Origin of the sequence: Marivita sp., from assembly GCF_965656765.1 — a bacterium.
In the GTDB taxonomy this organism is placed as follows: Bacteria; Pseudomonadota; Alphaproteobacteria; order Rhodobacterales; family Rhodobacteraceae; genus Marivita.
In genome coordinates this window covers 1-19,027 of record NZ_CBFHLV010000024.1, presented here as the reverse complement: position 1 = coordinate 19,027, position 19,027 = coordinate 1, and the positions used below count along the sequence as shown (strand labels likewise).

17 protein-coding genes and 1 tRNA gene are annotated in these 19,027 nt (G+C 58.0%); 10 read left to right on the top strand and 8 right to left on the bottom strand.

All coding sequences use genetic code 11. The features are described 5' to 3' along the window. Positions 1-12: 12 nt before the first annotated feature. From ACTG4M_RS08810 to ACTG4M_RS08790, 5 genes are all read right to left on the bottom strand, one after another. Positions 13-2,541 carry a trypsin-like peptidase domain-containing protein gene (locus ACTG4M_RS08810; protein WP_439123282.1) on the bottom strand — a complete coding sequence of 843 codons (2,529 nt, stop codon included), beginning with the start codon at positions 2,539-2,541 and terminating at the stop codon, positions 13-15. Positions 2,542-2,610: 69 nt separating this feature from the next. Then, on the bottom strand, positions 2,611-4,404 hold the full coding sequence (locus tag ACTG4M_RS08805) for a peroxidase family protein (RefSeq protein WP_439123281.1): 1,794 nt from the start codon (positions 4,402-4,404) through the stop codon (positions 2,611-2,613). Between the two features lie 111 nt (positions 4,405-4,515). Next, complete coding sequence (locus ACTG4M_RS08800; RefSeq protein WP_439123280.1) at positions 4,516-6,582, bottom strand: S8 family serine peptidase; 2,067 nt, start codon at positions 6,580-6,582, stop codon at positions 4,516-4,518. A gap of 3 nt (positions 6,583-6,585) precedes the next feature. Beyond that, a complete protein-coding gene (locus ACTG4M_RS08795; protein ID WP_439123279.1) occupies positions 6,586-7,704 on the bottom strand; it encodes a phosphatase PAP2 family protein in 1,119 nt (372 codons plus the stop codon). A gap of 27 nt (positions 7,705-7,731) precedes the next feature. Further along, the gene (locus ACTG4M_RS08790) at positions 7,732-9,333 is read right to left on the bottom strand and encodes a hypothetical protein (RefSeq protein ID WP_439123278.1); all 1,602 of its coding nucleotides are present in this window, start codon (positions 9,331-9,333) and stop codon (positions 7,732-7,734) included. Between the two features lie 174 nt (positions 9,334-9,507). On the opposite strand from ACTG4M_RS08790, the gene ACTG4M_RS08785 reads away from it, so the two are divergent. Then, positions 9,508-9,699, top strand: a complete 192-nt coding sequence (locus tag ACTG4M_RS08785; protein WP_439123277.1) for a hypothetical protein — start codon at positions 9,508-9,510, stop codon at positions 9,697-9,699. Positions 9,700-9,766: 67 nt separating this feature from the next. On the opposite strand, the gene ACTG4M_RS08780 is transcribed toward ACTG4M_RS08785, so the two are convergent. Then, the gene (locus ACTG4M_RS08780; RefSeq protein WP_439123276.1) at positions 9,767-10,543 is read right to left on the bottom strand and encodes a transporter substrate-binding domain-containing protein; all 777 of its coding nucleotides are present in this window, start codon (positions 10,541-10,543) and stop codon (positions 9,767-9,769) included. A 128-nt stretch (positions 10,544-10,671) separates the two neighbouring features. On the opposite strand from ACTG4M_RS08780, the gene ACTG4M_RS08775 reads away from it, so the two are divergent. The 3 genes from ACTG4M_RS08775 to ACTG4M_RS08765 are packed head-to-tail and all read left to right on the top strand — an operon-like array spanning position 10,672 to position 12,562. Next, a complete protein-coding gene (locus ACTG4M_RS08775) occupies positions 10,672-11,412 on the top strand; it encodes an amino acid ABC transporter ATP-binding protein (RefSeq protein ID WP_439123275.1) in 741 nt (246 codons plus the stop codon). A gap of 10 nt (positions 11,413-11,422) precedes the next feature. Beyond that, a complete protein-coding gene (locus ACTG4M_RS08770; protein WP_439123274.1) occupies positions 11,423-12,193 on the top strand; it encodes an amino acid ABC transporter permease in 771 nt (256 codons plus the stop codon). Positions 12,194-12,205: 12 nt separating this feature from the next. Continuing rightward, entirely contained in the window at positions 12,206-12,562 is a 357-nt protein-coding gene (locus ACTG4M_RS08765) for a carboxymuconolactone decarboxylase family protein (RefSeq protein ID WP_439123273.1), read from the top strand. 47 nt (positions 12,563-12,609) lie between these two features. Here the strand turns inward: ACTG4M_RS08765 and ACTG4M_RS08760 are convergent, their stop codons facing one another. Continuing rightward, positions 12,610-13,194, bottom strand: coding sequence for a TetR/AcrR family transcriptional regulator (locus tag ACTG4M_RS08760; RefSeq protein WP_439123272.1), 585 nt, complete (start codon positions 13,192-13,194; stop codon positions 12,610-12,612). Positions 13,195-13,291: 97 nt separating this feature from the next. Between ACTG4M_RS08760 and ACTG4M_RS08755 the strand changes: the two genes are divergently transcribed. The 6 genes from ACTG4M_RS08755 to ACTG4M_RS08730 all read left to right on the top strand — a co-directional run bounded on the left by ACTG4M_RS08755 (position 13,292) and on the right by ACTG4M_RS08730 (position 18,388). Further along, positions 13,292-13,573 (top strand): hypothetical protein, encoded by a 282-nt coding sequence (locus ACTG4M_RS08755; protein WP_439123271.1) that lies wholly within the window; start codon positions 13,292-13,294, stop codon positions 13,571-13,573. Positions 13,574-13,648: 75 nt separating this feature from the next. Then, on the top strand, positions 13,649-14,935 hold the full coding sequence (locus tag ACTG4M_RS08750) for a homoserine dehydrogenase (protein WP_439123270.1): 1,287 nt from the start codon (positions 13,649-13,651) through the stop codon (positions 14,933-14,935). An 86-nt stretch (positions 14,936-15,021) separates the two neighbouring features. After that, on the top strand, positions 15,022-15,987 hold the full coding sequence (glpX, locus tag ACTG4M_RS08745) for a class II fructose-bisphosphatase (protein ID WP_439123269.1): 966 nt from the start codon (positions 15,022-15,024) through the stop codon (positions 15,985-15,987). A gap of 10 nt (positions 15,988-15,997) precedes the next feature. After that, positions 15,998-17,755: a single-stranded-DNA-specific exonuclease RecJ gene (gene recJ, locus ACTG4M_RS08740; protein ID WP_439123268.1), complete on the top strand. Its 1,758-nt coding sequence runs from the start codon at positions 15,998-16,000 to the stop codon at positions 17,753-17,755. A 128-nt stretch (positions 17,756-17,883) separates the two neighbouring features. Beyond that, positions 17,884-17,958: transfer RNA gene (locus ACTG4M_RS08735), tRNA-Glu, on the top strand. A gap of 115 nt (positions 17,959-18,073) precedes the next feature. Further along, positions 18,074-18,388 (top strand): hypothetical protein, encoded by a 315-nt coding sequence (locus ACTG4M_RS08730; protein WP_439123267.1) that lies wholly within the window; start codon positions 18,074-18,076, stop codon positions 18,386-18,388. 234 nt (positions 18,389-18,622) lie between these two features. Here the strand turns inward: ACTG4M_RS08730 and ACTG4M_RS08725 are convergent, their stop codons facing one another. Continuing rightward, positions 18,623-18,892, bottom strand: coding sequence for a hypothetical protein (locus ACTG4M_RS08725; protein WP_439123266.1), 270 nt, complete (start codon positions 18,890-18,892; stop codon positions 18,623-18,625). Positions 18,893-19,027: the final 135 nt, after the last annotated feature.

The following is a 19,027-nucleotide window of genomic DNA, read 5'->3' as shown; positions in this document are numbered from 1 at the left end:
CAAGACCGGTGTCTAAGTCGATCCAGAAACGCGCGTGCTGTTTGACGACCCAAAAGAAATGTCAAAATGCACTGGGATGGTTATGCCCGCAGATTGGCCGGGGCGTATTTTTTGCTCAAAGACCGCAGGCGCACGCTCTTCGGGGGATGCTGGGCCTTTCAAGAACCCACCGGTGTGAACCGCGTCCCGTCCACGGGCGAGCACATCTTCGACCAACTCGGCCCCCAGAGAGCCATCGCGTGACAGTTGATCTGCAACCGTTTTGAGATGCGCCACGATCCGTGACACGCGGATGCCTTCGTTGGCGATCCATTTGACGGTTTTCATTTCGGGATCAGTGGACGGGTTCCAGATGCCTCCATCAACGGTTACGTAGTGTCCTGTCTCGGTTTGATCGGGCACCCCGGAATGGTGCAGCGCCACAACTTCCCATAGGTCACTGAACACGGGTGCGCCGGATGACCCGGGTTGCGTGTCGCCGGTATAGTGCGCCACGTAATCGCTGTCTGGGGGCAGGGCGGTAAGCAGGCTTTCCCGGAACACCACCTGTTTGCGCCCGGCCAGCGGGTGCTGGACGATGTTGACCGGCTGACCTTTGCGGATTTTACCTTCGACTCCGATCAGCGGAAGATGGCCAAAATCGGTAAGCGGTACGCCGTCCTCGCTGATTGGTGCGACCGCAACTATGGCCATATCCAAACGCTCGTTGGCGTGGAACAGACGGTTGGGTTCTAGCGCGAAGCAATGGCCGGTCGTCTGGCGGCTGTCGATGTCCAACTCATAGCGAAACTGGACCGACGCGCGGCTTGCGGCAAAGTTGTTTTGCAGAACGTGGTGGTTGGTCATCAAAACACCCGGCGCAATCAGGAACCCGGTGCCAAATCCTTGCCCTGTTGACGTGGAAACGACGCGCCCAACCGCACGCGCGGCGACCAAGGCGCGTTTGATGAACATGACCGATAGGAATTCCTCGGCTTCGCCAATGACCCGTTCAAGGATCGCGGCTGTCACACCTGTCGGTGGGTGCGCTTCAGGAACAGATGCCTCTAGCCCCTCCAACGCGGTCTCAAGCTCGCGGCTCAACTTGCGACCCTGTCCGTTGGCGCTGGCGGCATCCACCAGTGTCAAAAGACGGCGCGTGTAGGCGTCGATCCTTTGTGGGGTTTCTGCGCCCAGTGGGCGTGCCTCGTGCTGTGATTGGATCACCGTCTTGCGTTCCGCATCCGACGCTTTCCAGCGCAAACTTGCAGCATCGACAATGGCACGCGGATAAGCACTTGGATCGGTCTGGTTCATGTCCGATATGACAGCTCCCATCGGGGGTGCGATATCAGCTTTGCCAGAAAGGAACGATCCAGCAAAGTCGGTTTCCCGCACTGGCGGCAACGCAGACAGGGTTTCCAGCCGCAGGTCTTTGCTGGCCAGACCTGGCATTACGCCTTCGACCGCGCGAATACGCGGCGTGCTGTCCAACGCATGTGTCGCGCCGGTGCCGATCAGATCGATTGTGCCGGCAATCACGTCAGACCGATTGCACAGCCAGCCATGCGCGCCTTCGCAATAATACCGCGCGACATCGCCCATTTCGGCCAGGTCACGTGGAACGGTTCCGTCGCCGTCGAACGACCTGTGGTAGACAAAACCGCTGGCGGTCTTGTCGGCACCCACAACAGTTTCTTCGCCTGTCCCAACGATTTGATGAAACCGCGCATCGGGTTGTGGTAAGTCATGTCGCCCAAGCTTTGCTGCCCGCAGCGTGTTCGAGGTGGGCGGGATCGCACCGTTCGGCCAGAAAGATCGGCTGAAATAGGTCTCATCCGGGCGTTTATCTGGGTTGGGCATCATCTCGACCAAACCGGGGAAGCCTCGCAGGTATTTCTCGAAAATGGTTTGGCGGTCATGAGACAAATCGGCAAAACCTAGCGGACCCAACATGTCATGGCTCAGATCGAATACCTGCACCGGCGCGTATGAGCCGTGGTTGGGCGTGCCAATGGTGACAACCCGTGAAATGAGAGTGTCGTCTTTGTCTTCAAAAGCCATCTGGCGGGCAACAAGACCGCCCATCGAGTGGCAGACCAGAGACACATCCGTCAAACCGCGACTGCGGATACGGTCGATCAACATCTTACCAGCAACGGCGGGCGATTGCCGCCAATCGAAGGGCATAAATTCGGCGTCGAACCCAGCCAGCTTCAGTCGCAGCTTCATACGCAGGTAGGGTGCGAGCAACGTGCCCGTGGCGGCCACGCTTGCGCCCCATTTCAGCTTGGAAATTCCGCCCGTCGCAAGATCAGATGGATGTACCCAAACAAGATCCGCCTGCCCATTTCGAATGGCGCTCAGACGACTGCCCATGATGCCGGGCAGGATAAACACCTTGCGCCGTCGAGTTTCGAGCAGCGGGGCCTCGCGTTCCAGTTGGTGGGCAAGGTGCGATAGGTCTTCGTAAAGGTCGTCCCCCATTTCAGCGCGGAGCGTATCTTGGTATTCGCCCGTTCGCAGAAAGGTTTCGACCTGAAAGTCATCAAAGGGCAACATGGCAGGCTCCTCAGGTGTCAAAGGAAAAAGGGTGGCTGGCCCCCGGGAGGAAAGGACCAGCCAAGGCGGTCAGGCGAGGACCGCCGCAAAGCGCATCCACCGCTCGATCGAGTCGATCGGATCACCATCCGGTGTACGCAAAGGGCTTTGCTCGGGCGAGAATTCGCGCGACAGGGCTGAATCTGCGTCGTCCATCAGCGCGCCGATAAAGGTTGCAGCAACGATCCAACTGCCCATTTCGCCCAATCCCGGACCTGGTGAGCCTTCAGCTTCGGCCAGGCAATAGAACCAAAGCGGTGTGGCTTCGCGGAACGCATGCCCGTCAAGGAAGGCCGCAAGCTCGGGCTTGTTGTCGAGCCATACGCGCACGTCATTCTGCGGACCGCTTGTAACAGCACCGATGCTTTGCAGATGTGCGTGCAAGGCTTGCCCAGTGGGGAGACGGAGGCTTTTGCCGCGCCGGAGGTTGCGCCGGGCGAGGTGGCGGAACAGCGCGCGCAGAGCGGCGCCATCAGGTGTTGCGGCATCGAAATCTGCGCCTTCGTTTGCCATGTCGCCAAGCGGCGGTGCGATCACGGTATCGACAGCACGCGCCACACGCTGTGGGCCGCCATCGGCAAAGCTGGCATCCGGTGTCACGAACCGCGCCCAGTCAATGACCCAGTTTTTGGGAATGCTGTTCAGGTCCAGCCCAAACCGCGCGCCGATGCCGCCGCCGCCGGTAAAGGCGAAGACCTGATCGAACGGGGCCGTACCGTTCGGGCGTCCAAACGTACGGTTGTAGTCGTAGATATTACGTACCATCGAATGACCGAACCGAAACGCGGCAACCGAGAATTCCAGTGGGATCACGTTGCCGACCACACGCCCCGGATTGCGCGCGGCATAGTCGGCGCGGAAGGCATCATAATGCGCGTTGCGGGTGTCGAGGATGCGGGTGACCACCGCTGGATCGCAGATCTCTTTGAGATACCCGTGCACCACGAGCCATTGGTAATGCAGTTTGGTCAGGGATTTGGCTGCGTCGAAATCGGCAATCCAACCGGTGTCATTCGCGGTCAGGAAATCTACGACCTTGTTGTGGAACCGCAGAAAGCTCAGGTGGAATTGCGCGATGATGATGTTCTCGTCATTGCGCATGTCACCGATCAGTGCGCGCTTGGGAAGACCAGCTTCGAACTTGGCAAAACTCTCCGTGTCCATCTGCGCGCGAGCAATGTCTAGCGCAGCATCACGAACCTTTTGTTCGACCTGGTGAAAGCGCGGCAGATCGCGGTGCGGATCAAGCGTGTCGTCTGGGAGGGGGCCGGGTTCAACAGCTGTGCCAACGCGCATCTTGGCGGTGTGAACGGGATGGCGTAGGCCGGTGCGCAGGACCGAAGCGGCGTGTTGAGTGGCTGGGTCAGAAAACGTACCAACCGGCAGCCCGCCATAAACCGAGTCCAGATCAAAGCGCGGGGTGCGCGCGTTCTTGAGCTTGCGTTCGATCTCTTGTCCGGATGCTTTGGGCGTTGGATCATCGATGCTGGTAAGATCGCTTTCGCGGTCTGTGCGGGCTGTCATCTCGTGGTCAAGGAACTGGCCCCAATATGTTAAAACCGGTGCCATGCCTCCGTCAGGCGTTGCGTCGATGCTATCGACGTCTGGCACCATAAGATCCCCCAATTGGTCGAGATCAGCCTCCGGTACATCGGGAAGGTATTGGCCTGCATCGCCGCTTGGCGGCAGCAGAAAGCCGAAATCAGCGGCCTCGTCTACGGCGATATCTCCATCGGCGGGGCGTAGGGCTTCTAGAAGTTGGGGTTTGGCGGTGGGCGCGCGTTTCGCCTGCGCCCCACCGTGTGATTGCATTTGGAACGTCATTGTCTTTACTCCGAGGGATCGTGCGCGGCGCTGGCAGGTGCCGCTCAACACAATCCCAAGGGTAAAGGGGTGGTTTACGTTGGGTGAGTGAGTACGCTGTGAGTGCGGTTTTCACACCCCGATAAAGGGCTGCTCTGGACTTTGTTTCGGGGCAGTGTTGCAAACTGGTGGGACGCGGTAATGCCCTGTTCTTGAGAGGGTTTGCGCGCTTGGATCGCCGTCTTGATACAGGGTCTCGAACCCTTCGCAGGTTGGTTTGCCGGCTATGTAGTTTAGAGCAATCAACCGCGTTGCTGTCGCTGCCGCCGCACTTGTTCCAATGATCCGCGCACCGGATCCGGACAGCACGCCGATAGACGGCAATCCGGGTTTGAACCAGCCCTGATCGGCGACGGCGGTGGCGGCAGGCAAGTTGGCATCAACCCGTTCCGTGCCCTTAGCATCGACGGTGATTGAAGCGCTGCCGCTATAGCTTGAGGGTTTCAGCGTCGACTGCGTATAGCCCGCGATCCGGAAAACGGATGGAGCTGTACCAATCCCATTGAGGCAACCAAATCCGCGTACGGGTGTCAGGGCCTTTGGCTCGAACCTGCGAGGCGGTGTTGGGCGGGCCAGATCAACAAGATAGCTTTGTTGACCACCGGTGCCCAACTGCGTCGGGTCATCATCGCGTTGCACCCAGATATCGATATGGTCATCTGTTGCAAGAGGATCCGCGCCCATGTCGATCTTGATGGTCCACATTCCAACCGGTGTGCGCCTTTCCGCCCCAAGACCACCAGCGGTCGGGATCATGGCCAGCATTACGCGCCAGCGGTTGTTCAGATGTTTGTCAGCCGACAATTGACCAATGTTTTTACCGTCTTGCTCAAGCTCAACAAACCGTCGCGGGTCGCCATCTTTGAGCAACGGATCAGCCGAAACCGGAATACTGGTTTCCAACGCTGGATCGTTGCCGGGCGGTGGTTTGATTGTGATGGTCCAGCTTTTGGGGTCGCAGTCCGGCGGTAGCCAAATCTCAAGATAGCTCGGCGTGCGGTCGTCGGGTTTAAGCTGCCAACCAATGCTGTAGGTGCGATCCGCGCAGTCAGTAGACGAAATGCGTGCATGCATGTCGTTGGCAAAGTTGTTGCCCGTTGGCATGACCAATTCTGTGCACGGCTGGCTTTTTCGCCGATCCGTGATCAACGCCTCGACCGCACGTTCGAAACTGGATTCCCCGTCATGCCGATTTGCGCTCCAGCCGTAGCTGAAGTCGATCACGAGCGGGATTTCCGGGCTGTTGTACGCTTTGGCAATCATCCTGGCACGGTTGAAGATGTATTCAATCGCGCTGAGCATCATCATTTCCTTACCAAACCCAGACGTGTCCCACGCGATGGTGTTTGGCAATTGCACCGCGATGATCGCGGCGTCATCAGGCAGGTCTGTCGCGCCCACGAAAGGATCATTCCCACCGGCGATGCCCGAGATGTGCGCGCCATGCGTGGCATGATGCATCAACACCGTGTCCATTTCTGGTAAGTCGCGGTCAATGGCCTGAGCAGCTTGATATGCCCGGATTTCACTCTCTCCGTGTTCGGCCCTCAGGGTGTCGATCTGATGTCCGGTAATTTCCCGACCAAAGGGCACTGCGGCGGACGCATTCGCGCGGGCGGCTTGCAGCCAGCAAAGCGATATCCGTGAGTCACCTTCAGCGTCGCGAAAGGCGCGATGCATGAAGGGGATGCCGTCGTCTATTACTCCAATGATCACGCGGGGTTTGACCTTGGGGGCTTGCCACTCAGCCGGTGTCGCACCCGGTGTGTAGGTCTCTGGCCACGTGGCGGGGTCGATGGGCATATTGAGCCGGTAACGGGTGCCGTTCAGGCCATGCAAGCACTTGGCCAATTCGACGTCCTCGTGGTGGTCGGTTTCTTCTGGATCGACCGATTTATTCCACATGACAAACGGGGTGACGTCTGGGTTGTCCTTCCAAAGCGGCGGGATGCGGATTTCGAGGTCGTCCAACATGGTCAGCATACCGTCGCCCTCCATCAGCGCTGTTATATGCGTTGATGGACCTTTGCGAATGGCAGGAAAGGCAAAGGGACGACCAAGGTCTTGGGAGAAAATCCAGCGCTCGTAGGGACCCGTGTATTTGTCGATCCGTTCGTGATCATGGCGATTTGGGAACATGGCTCAAGCCTTCTGCGCTTCGGTTGTGGCACCGGACCAAAGCCACGAGAATGTGGGTTTGCTGTCAAGGGTGACGGTCGTGCCTGTGGTCGAAAGCCCCTTGGTCGCAGCAATGGTGCGATCGCGCTGATCTTCGTCGAAAAAGTCGTGGTCACCCGCGACATAAGCCAAATCTTCGATGGGTGTTCCCGCACCAGCGCGGTTTAGAACGACCTGACCGACGATGCGCCCAAGAGCTGCGCCCGCCCAACTGTCGATGGGATAGTGAACGCCAGCCACAGTGCGATTGACGGCAATGCGTTCGGCAAGGCCGCGCAGGGCCGAAAGGCGCTGACCCTGATCCGACAGACTGTCCCATGCGGTAATCAAGGCTTCGAGGACGGTCAGAACCGCGTACGCCTCAGTCGCGTGAGCGGACGGGAAACTGCCATGTCCCGGCGTCGGGATCATTGGCATCAGTCGCGCATCCAGCTGGTCGGGGCGGCGGATGGCAAGGTGGTTCTTGACGATCATCGCGGTATGCGCGGCGGCCACTTGAGTGGCCGTGATCAGTTCGAACGTCTTTTTGTTTTGGGCGCTGTGCAGGCCCAGGATCATCGCGAAATAGGGTGTCGGGAACCCAAGCTGAGATGTGATCTCGGCGCTTCGTTCTGCCCGAAGAGTGGCATAGTCCGACACCAATCTGCACTGGGACCGCAAAAGGTCATTTGCAGGCCGGTCGAGCGTCAGGCAGGTGGTGCCATCAAAGGACAGCGTCACACGGTCGGGTGCGCCGCCGGTTCCCACCATCGCGTCCGATCCGATGCCCGCGAGGAATTCGCTGACATACAGCGACCCTCGCACCCACGTGGCCAGTCCGTTTAGGTTGTTGGGGTCAGAAAAGCCCATCTCTTTGTCGGTTGGCGTGGTGCCGCCTTCGGTCAGGTGACGCAGCCCTTCAGCAGTGGTCTGAAGACCATGCGTGGTCATCGGGTCATATCCGCCAGGGTCTTCGCTGCCCAGAAACCCACCAAGCCCAGTAAAGTTGGTGCCGCCACCAAAACCGCCGAAACCGCCAAAACCCCCGAATCCGCCAAAGCCACCAAAGCCGCCGAACCCGCCAAATCCACCATATTGTGACATGATCAGATATCCCTTTTTGAAAACGTTTTATGAAAGCCCTGACGCAGACAGCGCATTGATCACCAGTTTCCCGGTTTTGCTGTCAGCAGAGGGATGTGTTTTTCGATAGTCATCCAGACTGAAATATGGGAACCGCCGAAGCAGGTCCTGTGCGGTGCTCCGGGCCTCTTGGCCACGATCAAGCGCGTGGAGAGCCGCAATACGCGTCCGAAGCGTTGAGATGTGGCGGTCGTTGGATTCAAGTGACCGATCCGCAAGCTCCAAGGCTTTTTCGTATTCACCTCCAGCGAGATATGCCGAACTGCCCAAGCTGTCGAAATAATAGCCGAACGGGTCAATTGGGGACAAATCGCGGGCCATTGTAGTGGCGCGGATTGCGGATTGCCCTTCGTCTCGAAACGCCATCAAGGATCCGCGCAGAAGCCACGACAGGCTTTCGCTTGGGTTGATATCTTGCGCTGCAGAATATCGGCGTTCGGCGACATCCATGTTTTTGAGAATATTGCCATTTACAAAGCCATCTATCGTCAGCCCAAAACTTGACTGCGGATCAAGATCAAGCGCGCGCGCTGTGCAATCCAACGCCTTTTGTGTGTCGCCCTGGCGGTCAGCGCTGTAGTTCTTGAAGATGCTCAACACGTACCATTTTCCCAGCCACGCAAACACATGTGGGTTCGCGGGCGCGCGTGCAGCGGCTTCATCAAGGAATTGGCGCGCGCGTAGGAAATCGCCCAGCTTTGGGTGATGCATCGCGGTGGCCCCGGCGATCAACAGCTTATGGTCCGGCAATTCGGGTAAGGGCGTTTGACGCCCCGCATGCAAAGTTGTCTCGGCGATTGAGCGGCCAACGGTTTGTACGACATTTACCAACCAAGCGGATGCTTCCTGTGAAAACTCGGCAAATGGGCAAGACAGGTGGCGGTTCCACAATAGTGTTCCGGTCTGCACATCGGTGAAATCCACATCCGCAATCAGGGTATCACCTTGCCGGCGCATACTGCCGGTCATCAGGTAGTCGACATCCAAGGTCTCGCGGACATTCACGATGTCGATGAACCGCTGGGACATCGCCCGCCCGGACAGGTGCGAAATGACCGAAAGTAAGCTGGAGCGCGACATCATGCGGCTTGCCTCTTCAGCGATCCAATCTCCCGCGATGGCAAGGTCACGATCGCCCGGGGGCACGTTCAGCGGCAGTGCACAGACACGCGGCCTGATCCGTGTTGGGCCCTTTTTGTTCGAGATGAAACACAGTGCCTTAACGGCGCTGGGATCAGCGCGGATGCTGTCGCGCCAGTCAACGAACGACGCTTCGCGCACATTCAGATCATAGAGGAAAGGGCCGTCGGACGGGTGGCCGATCACTTTGACCCGGCTCATGTCGATTTCGATTTCTTTGTTGGTGACCGTCAGGATTTGGTCGAAATCATCCCCGATTTTCTTGCGCAGGTCCGACAGTGCACGACGGAGATTCTGATGACCGCTTTCGTAATCCGCAAACCCCCAAAGCGTTTCCTGCAGAAAACCTCGAGAGCGACGGTTCAGCGGTGCGGTGACAAGAAGCGCGAACAGGGCACGATGTTTCGCCCCGGTGATTTCATCCGAAGGCGCGTCTGCACGTCGCAGCACGCAAGAACCAAACAAGGAAATTTCCAGCCCTGCGGCCACGTTAGCGTCTCCCTTTACGTGGCGTGATGCTAGCTGTGGTTGGCCCGGGAACCAAGCCGTTCACACTTATTTCACAGTAGCTCGCAAGTTGTATTTGCTAACGTCCAAGAACGGTAACGAAAAAAGGACCGGCCAATGTCCGAACGGCACGTTTCAGTCGAGATCACAGATGCGGTGGATTTTTACAGCCAATGGCCGAAACTGCGATCACAGGCGGAACAGATGGCGAAGTCATACGCGTTGGATGATGCTGATGCCGAACTTCTGTTTTGGATGATCAAGATGGTCGATATGGTCGGACCGAAAGACATCGTTCGGGACAAGTGATCAATGCTGAATTGGTGGCAAGAAACCGACCAAATGGCCGGTTTCCTTGTTGGATATCAAAGGTGTCCTACAGACCCCAATTTGCTGCCGTCGCTTCAAAGAAACCCTGCGCTTTTTTCAATTCGATCCAGCTGTTCACATAGTTGATCCAGACCTGATCATCCTGCGGCAACAGCATCGCGATCGGCGACGGGGCACGCGGACCGTCGGTTTCGATCTGACGCAGGTTCGGGAACTTCTCAAGCAATGTGGCCCCTTCGATATTCGAGGTCACAAATACGTCGGATCGGGCAGACAGGACCTCTTGAAAACCACGGGCTGGTGCTTCGACCACGGTGATTTCGGAGTCAGGGAACCATTCACGCACCATGCCTTCAAAGCTGGTGCCAAGCGTTGTGGCAACTTTGACGTCGCCCGCGTTGATTGACTCCCATCCCGAGAAACGGTCAATCTTGTCTTCGGTGGTGAAAGGGAAAATCTCGACAGCGATATAGCTGTCCGAGAACCCGGCCGCTTTCATGCGCGCAGGACTGATCGATGCGGAACCTGTCATGTGGTAATTGCCCGCAACAACACCGTTGACCAGAGTTTTCCAATCGGTTGGCACAAACTCAAGCTCAACGCCAAGGTCTGCAGCCAGTTCGGTCATGACGTCGATGTCATACCCTTTGTAGCTGTTGGTGGCCGGGTCGCGCACGGTCATCGGGTTCCAGTCGCCGGTTGTACCGACTTTCAAGACGCCGCCACTCAGAATGTCTTGTAGCGCGGATTGTGCTGACGCGGGTGCGCCGAGGAAAGAAACGGCAACAGCCGCCGCTAGTCCAAGTGATTTCAGAAAACGCATGGTATTTCCCTTTTCGTGTATGTCGTCGTGAGGTTACATAGGTCGAACGCTCTATCGGCCATCAAGGCACGCTGATTTTTTGGCGCGCGCGCTATCTCGAGAGCATTAAAGATGGATCGGAGGGCGAAATGAGTGCAGAGCGCGTCATCGAAATAAGTGCGCTGAATAAGTCTTTTGGTGACTTCCAAGTCCTGACCAATGTCGATCTGAATGTCAGTCTGGGCGAGCGTATTGTCATTTGCGGACCTTCAGGATCAGGCAAATCCACTTTAATCAGATGTGTAAACGGATTGGAACAATATGATTCCGGCAACATCACCGTGGACGGTATTTCCCTTGCCCAACCGGGGTCTGTAGAGCGGGTGAGGGCCGAGGTTGGAATGGTGTTTCAACAGTTCAATCTGTTCCCGCATCTGAGTGTTATCGAAAATCTGACGCTTGGGCCGATGAAGGCGCGTGGTCTGTCGCGCCAAGAAGCCGAAGCGTTGGCGATGGAATATCTGGAACGGGTGCGTATCCCGGAACAGGCGCGCAAACGACCGCGCGATCTTTCTGGCGGCCAGCAACAACGTGTGGCCATTGCGCGGTCGTTGTGCATGAAACCCAAGATCATGCTTTTTGACGAACCAACCTCGGCGCTTGATCCCGAGATGATCTCCGAAGTGCTTGATGTGATGGTAGAGCTTGCACAAGAGGGCATGACTATGCTGGTGGTCACCCATGAGATGGGGTTTGCCCGAAAGGTTGCCGACCGCATGGTGTTCATGGATGGCGGCGAGATCGTCGAAACTGGAACTCCCTCGGCGGTTTTCGAAGCGCCCAAATCACAACGCTTCAAGGCGTTTCTCGACAAGATTTTACAACATTGAGGCAGCGCAGATGACACGGTCTTTTAAAGTCTGGGCGCTGCTGGGTGCCCTCTTATTCGTTGCCGGATGTTCGGGCAGCGGCAACTGGGGGTGGTACGTGATCGATCCAACCACGCCGCAGGGGCAATCGAACGTCCGTTTCCTGATCGGCGGTTTCTGGGCGACAATCCAGCTGTCCTTGATCGCGGCTGTGATGTCGATGTCGATTGGTTTGCTGGTGGCGCTGCCGGGGATGTCAACGAACCGGTGGATACGATTGCCGTCGCGCATCTACATCGAGTTCGTGCGCGCAATTCCTTTGCTGCCGATGCTATTCTGGGTGTTCTATGGCTTGCCAGTCGTGATGCGTTCGATGGGCGTGCCGATCACCATTGATGCCTTTTGGGGGGCGATCATCACACTGGCCATATCCGACAGCGCCTTCACCGCAGAGATTTACCGTTCGGGGATCCAATCCATTCCCAAAGGCCAAACCGAGGCCGCGCGTACGGTTGGGCTCACCTACAATCAAACCATGCGGTATGTGGTCCTACCACAAGCCATTCGGCGCATTCTGCCGCCACTGGCGAACCAGTTCATCTATATCGTAAAGATGTCCGCTTTTGCGTCTGTGATCGGCATGCAGGAATTGACTAGGCGCGCCAATGAATTGGTGGTGACGGAGTATCGCCCGCTCGAGATCTACACGCTGCTAATCCTTGAATACTTGGTGCTGGTTTTGATCATCAGCTTTTTTGTTCGTTGGTTGGAGCGAAAGATGGGTGCAGATGAGAGTCGCTAAAGGGAGAGACGAATGAGCTGGTCAGACTTCATGAAAGATACGGTGGGGCGTTTGGACGTCCTACAAAAGGAAACGCCCGAGACCTTTGCTGGGTTCAACCAGATGGGTCGCGCGGCCAAGAGCAACGGCGCGTTAGATGAAAAAACCAAGGAATTCATTGCGCTAGGTATTGCGATTGCAACCCGATGCGACAGTTGTATCGCGTTTCACGTCAAATCACTTGTGCGGCTCAAGGCGACCCGAGAAGAACTATGCGAGGCTTTGGCCATGATTGCTTATATGGGTGGCGGACCTTCGGTGGCGTTTGGTGCAAAGGCGCTTGAGGCGTTTGATGAATTCACGGGTGGTCCTGCCGGGACGTCCGTGTAACGCGAAAAAACTGTTCAAAAGGGCTTACTGCGGTTTGTGACCCTCGTTCAGGTCACGGCTTTGCGGACCATGTCCCAATAAATCGCTTCGACCTCGGGCAGGGACAAACGCCCGCCGCTGCGATACCACGTGTTGACGCCGGTCAGCATCGCAATGATTGCAAGTGTTGTGATCTTGGTGTCGGCGACGTGAAACGCGCCGGCATCGCGTCCGTCTCTGAGGATGGCCTCAAGCTCACCTTCATAGTGACGGCGCAGGTCTTCGATCGCAGCGAAATTCTCAGGCGTCAGGTTTCGCAACTCCATGTACGAAATAAACACGGCTTCAGGCCGCTCCAGATGAAATCGGATGTGGAACCGCGTGAAAGCTTCTAAGCGATCTGACGGTGTTTCCAGCGCTGGCTCTTGGCTGCGGGCTTGCAGAAGATCATCCATATGTCCGCGCATCAGTTCAAAGAGCAGCGATTGCTTGTCTGGCGTATAGTTGTAAAGCGCACCGGCTTGTACACCGACGTCTTGGGCTATGCGCCGCATCGAGACCGCGGCATAGCCATGTTGGGAAAACAGGGCCAAGGCTGCTGCGCGGACACGAGGCCCAGTGATATCTGAATGTGAGCCAGCCGTTCGTGCCATGGCGCGTAGATTATCTGAACAGGTGTTCAGATCAAGCCCGCGGTTGCGTGCGCGCTTGTGCTGCGGCATGACAGTTGGGACAGAAGGAGCAAGTCGGATGTGGCGTGCGTGGATCATCATTTTATTCGTGGCGACGGCCTGTACGGAGTTTCCGGAAGTCGATGCCGCATTGTCCGGAGGTGATCCCAACGCCGAATATCCAACCCTTTTGCCCTTTGAGCAGCTTGTGTCCGACCAAGACACCAACCTGACCGAAGCGGATGACGACGCGTTGCGTGCCCGCGCGGCAGCGCTTCGCAATCGAGCTAACGGTTTGCGCACACCTGTGATCGACCAAGGAACACGTGACCGAATGGACGATGGCGTAGTCCAACCCTGATCACGGGCGTTGCAGCCATGAACGCAAGGCGCTATTGCGGGCAAAATCTGTCCAGACTGCAAAAGGATTGCCCGAATGACTGAACCTCTGCGCCTTGGAATAGCGGGTCTGGGAACTGTTGGTGCAGGCGTCGTCAAGATTATTCGCCAGAAAGCCGCGTTGCTTGAAACCCGTGGCGGACGCCCGATTACAATCTCAGCCGTATGTGCGCGCAGCCGGGTTAAAGACCGTGGCGTGCCTTTGGACAGCTACGACTGGGAAGATGACCCCGTCGCACTGGCGCAGCGTGATGATGTCGATGTTTTTGTCGAACTGGTTGGCGGCAGCGACGGACCGGCCAAAGCGGCAACCGAAGCGGCGTTGCGTGCGGGCAAAGACGTGGTGTCCGCGAACAAAGCCTTGCTTGCGCATCACGGTCAGGCATTGGCCGAAGCCGCCGAAGCAAGTGGATCGATTCTGCGTTTTGAGGCAGCGGTTGCGGGAGGTATTCCGGTTGTTAAGGCCCTGACAGAAGGGCTTGCCGGTAACGACATCGAACGCGTGATGGGTGTCATGAATGGCACCTGTAACTACATCCTGACGCGAATGGAGTCTGCGGGTCTGACGTATGATGAAGCCTTCGCCGAAGCTGATGGCCTTGGGTACCTTGAGGCGGATCCGAACCTTGATGTCGGTGGCATCGACGCGGGTCATAAGCTGGCTTTGCTGGCGTCGATCGCCTTTGGCACGCAGGTTGATTTTAATGCGGTCGAGCTCGAAGGTATCGGGCGCGTCAGCATCGAGGACATCCGGCAAGCAGCGGATATGGGTTACAAAGTCAAACTGTTGGGTGTGTGCCAGATGACCGGTCGCGGTTTAGAGCAACGCATGTCACCCTGCCTTGTGCCTGCCACATCGCCCTTGGGGCAACTTGATGGTGGCACGAATATGGTCGTGATCGAAGGTGACCAGGTCGGGCAGATTGTCATGCGCGGCGCCGGTGCCGGTGAAGGCCCCACGGCGAGCGCGGTTCTTGGCGACGTTCTGGACATTGCGCGCGGCACCCGCGTGTCGACTTTTGGTCAGCCAGCCGCGAGCCTGACCAAATCCAAACCTGCCAAAACAGCGACGCCTGCACCGTACTATCTGCGTCTCAGTCTTCTCGACAAACCCGGTGCGCTGGCCAAGGTGGCTGCTGTGCTGGGCGAGGCGGGTGTTTCGATCAACCGGATGCGTCAGCGCAGCCATGACCAACTTACAGCGCCTGTTTTGATCGTGACTCATAAAACCACGCGGGCCGCGTTGGACAATGCGCTTGCCGCAATGGTTGGCACGCGGGTCGTCGAGGGCGAGCCAGTCGCGCTGCGGATCGAACACGTCTGACAGCTTTAGCGCAATCAACCTTGTCAGGCTTGGGTCACAGGCTTAACACGCAGAAGACCTGACTTTATTCGTGACTGGAGAGTTTCATGACTGCGCGCCCCGATTTCAACGACCGTATGCTGTCCCTGGGTTTGGCGCGAGTGGCCGAACAAGCCGCGATTGCGACGGTCAACTTGATTGGGCGTGGTGACGAAAAAGCCGCGGACCAAGCTGCCGTCAACGCTATGCGCGAACAGTTGAATATGTTGGACATTGCAGGCGTCGTCGTGATCGGCGAAGGCGAACGGGACGAAGCGCCTATGCTTTATATTGGAGAAGAGGTTGGCACCGGCAACGGCCCCGGAGTGGATATCGCGCTTGATCCGCTGGAAGGCACAACTCTGACTGCCAAGGACATGCCGAACGCGTTGACTGTGATTGCAATGGGGCCACGTGGGTCAATGCTGCATGCGCCTGACGTTTACATGGAAAAGCTCGCAATCGGGCCAGGCTTTGCCAATGATCTGGTGACACTTGATATGTCGCCGCGTGAACGGGTTGCTGCGCTGGCAAAGGTCAAGGGCTGTCGCCAGAGCGATATCACAGTCTGTGTGCTTGAGCGTCCACGCCACGAAGAGATGATTGCCGAAGTCAGATCAACCGGCGCTGCGATCCGGTTGATCACGGATGGCGATGTGGCTGGCGTAATGCATTGTGCAGAGCCGTCGCAGACCGGTATCGACATGTACATGGGCACGGGTGGCGCTCCCGAGGGTGTGCTTGCCGCTGCAGCACTCAAGTGCATGGGCGGCCAAATTCAGGGTCGCCTGATCTTCCGCAATGACGACGAAAAGGCCCGTGCGGCAAAGGCCGGTATCACCAACCTCGACAAGATTTATTCGCGTGATGAAATGGTGACGGAAGACGTGATCTTTGCCGCCACCGGTGTGACCGGCGGGTCGCTTTTGTCCGGTATCAAGCGCGAGGTCGGGTTCTACACCACGGAAACACTGCTCATGCGGTCGAAAACCGGTTCGGTGCGGCGTATGACCTATCGGAACCCGACCCACTGATGAGGTATTCGTGACCGGCTATCTGGGCGTTGACCGGTCCTTGACGGGGCGGCGCTGGATCGGTCCGGCGCCAGACGTCACGCGACACGCCGAAGCATTGGTGCAACAGACGGGTTTGCCACCCGCATTGTGCCAAACGCTGTCTCGCTTGGGCGTCGCGGCAGAAGACGTTCAAACCTACCTTGAACCGACGCTGCGCGCTTTACTGCCTGATCCCCGATCCCTGCGCGATATGGAGCGGGCTGCCACGCGTATTCTGCAAGCGGTCCGGTCGCGCGAACGTATTGCGATCTTTGCGGATTACGACGTGGACGGCGGCGCCTCTGCGGCCTTGCTGATCGACTGGCTGCGCCAATTGGATCGCAAAGCAACGCTTTATGTGCCGGACAGGATTGACGAAGGTTACGGGCCGAACGAACCCGCCATGGCCGATTTGGCGCGTGATCACGATCTGATCATCTGTGTCGATTGCGGAACGCTGTCACACGGTCCGATTGCAGCGGCCAATGGCGCTGACGTGGTGGTTCTGGATCACCATCTTGGCGGGGAAACGTTGCCTGATGCCTACGCGATTGTGAACCCGAACCGGCAGGACGAAGATGGCGTGCTGGCGCATCTTTGCGCGGCGGGGGTGGTTTTTCTCGCTCTTGTCGAAGCCGGACGACAAATGCGCGAGGCCGGTGCGAAAGGCCCCGACCTGATGTCGATGCTGGACCTCGTATCTTTGGCCACTGTGGCCGACGTTGCGCCTCTTAAAGGCGTGAACCGTGCGCTGGTGCGACAAGGCCTGAAGGTTATGGGGCAACGTGCCCGCCCGGGTCTGGTGGCGCTTTGCGATGTCGGTCGCTTGGATACCGCGCCCAAGTCATATCATCTCGGGTTTGTGCTTGGCCCCCGGGTCAATGCAGGCGGGCGCATCGGCAAGGCTGATCTGGGCGCGCGTCTTTTGTGCTGTACCGACACCCATGAGGCCAAAGCGATGGCCGAACGGCTTGATGCGCTGAACACGGAACGGCGAGACATTGAAGAAGCGGTCCGGGCTCAGGCCCTTGAGCAGGCCGAAGAACGTGGGTTCGACGCGCCGCTTGTCTGGGCTGCTGGCGATGGTTGGCATCCGGGTGTGGTTGGCATTGTTGCCTCCCGCCTGAAAGAGCGGACCAACCGTCCTTCGATTGTTATCGGTTTTGATGGCGACGATGGGAAAGGTTCTGGCAGATCGGTCAGTGGGATCGATCTAGGTGCTGCGATTCAGAAGCTGGCATCAGAAGGTCATCTGCAAAAGGGGGGTGGTCACAAGATGGCAGCTGGACTGTCTCTATCGCGTGATCAGCTCGAACCGGCTATGGCACGCCTGACCGAGCTTTTGGCCAAGCAGGGCGCGGATGAGTTGGGCGCGTCAGATCTAAGGTTGGATGGGCCCCTTATGCCGGGTGCGGCTACGCCGGAACTGGTCGAACAGCTTGAAGAAGCCGGACCTTTTGGGGCAGGGGCGGCCGCGCCGAGGTTCGTTTTCCCGGATGTGCAGATCGGTTTTGCCAAGCGGGTCGGCAGTTCACATCTGAAGCTGAGCTTTGGCGATGGCCTTGGTGCCCGGATCGACGCGATTTGTTTTGGCGCATTCGATGGCCGGCTTGGCCCAGCATTGGAACAACACGGTGGCGCACGATTCCATCTGGCGGGGCGTTTGGAAATCAATGAATGGGGCGGTCGCCGTTCCGTACAGTTGCGTTTGGAAGATGCCGCCGAAGCATCAGGTGGTTTGGCGTAATGCGCTGTTTTATAATGAAAAACTCAGGCGCAGAACTTTTCTGTGTGAAGATTGAAAAAACCACACTTTCCACTGAATTTCCACTTGCATGGCCGCGCTGCTTTGCCTAAACACCGCTCACCAAGAGTGGCCCGTTCGTCTATCGGTTAGGACGCCAGGTTTTCAACCTGGAAAGAGGGGTTCGATTCCCCTACGGGCTGCCACACCTCCCTGCAATGCACTGATTTAAAACAGAAAACTCATGCGGTGTTCTGGTGGCCATCCAAAAAGCATACCATCCGTGAAACGGTTAGGAACAGCCGATTTGAGCTCTTGGGGATGACAACGCGGAAATCAGGTGACCACATGAAACGCCCGACGACCTTGCTCGCGACGATCCGGGCGCATCATCTCTATCTCGAATGCGCGTGCGGGCGCGGCGCGGAGGTTTCGGTGGCCGATGCGATCGGGCGGCTTGGGCATGGCGCGAACGTCGGCGACGTCGTCGACAAGGCCCGGTGTGCCGCCTGCGGCGCGAAGTCGGTCAACGAAGTGCGGATCGTCTACAAGGGCGCATCGGACACAGCGATGGCCGGCGCAGCGGGTAAGGTCGATCAGGGCCGTGAAGATGGTGGCGGGGTTTCGGACCGGTAAGCCGGGTCTCGCCGCCTCTTTGGACTCCGGCGACAGCGCCGCGACCTTGAGGGACCGCGCCACCTGATCGCGGGACATGCCGAGATTGCGGGCAGCTTCGCGGGTACCGCCTTTGGCGCCTTGCCCTTTGCTCAGTTCCTGTAGCGGCTCAACTTGCGCCACGAAATCCCGCTGCACCGTGATCCGGACCCACTCGGCTGCCAGCTCCGCGCGCCGACGCTCACGTCGCACGATCTACGCCGCCGCCGTGTCCTGCGCCCAGTGACCCAGCGCGGCCCGTCCCATAGTTCCAGCCCCTGCCAGCATCTCCGTGGCGGCAGGGTCTTTTTTGCCCGGCCGGTTCAGGATAGCGAGCGCGTCGCCGAAGAAGGTACGGGTGTCCTCGATGGCAGTGCCCTCGCGGCGGTGACGGCTAGGGTCTTCTGTGGTTGCCGCCCGTAGTGCAAGTAGCTTTTGACCCCAATTGGCGTGTGATCGAATGCAGTCTTCTGTAAGGCCTTTCATCGCGGCGCTATCAGAAGCCGCTGGCCGATATGGTGATCCGCGGAACGGGTCCAAATCTGTAGAGCGAGCTTTGAGCTCGTAGGCCCTATCTGGTTTTCCCATTCCAGATCTTTCGATCGTTTTGCCCATTCAGGT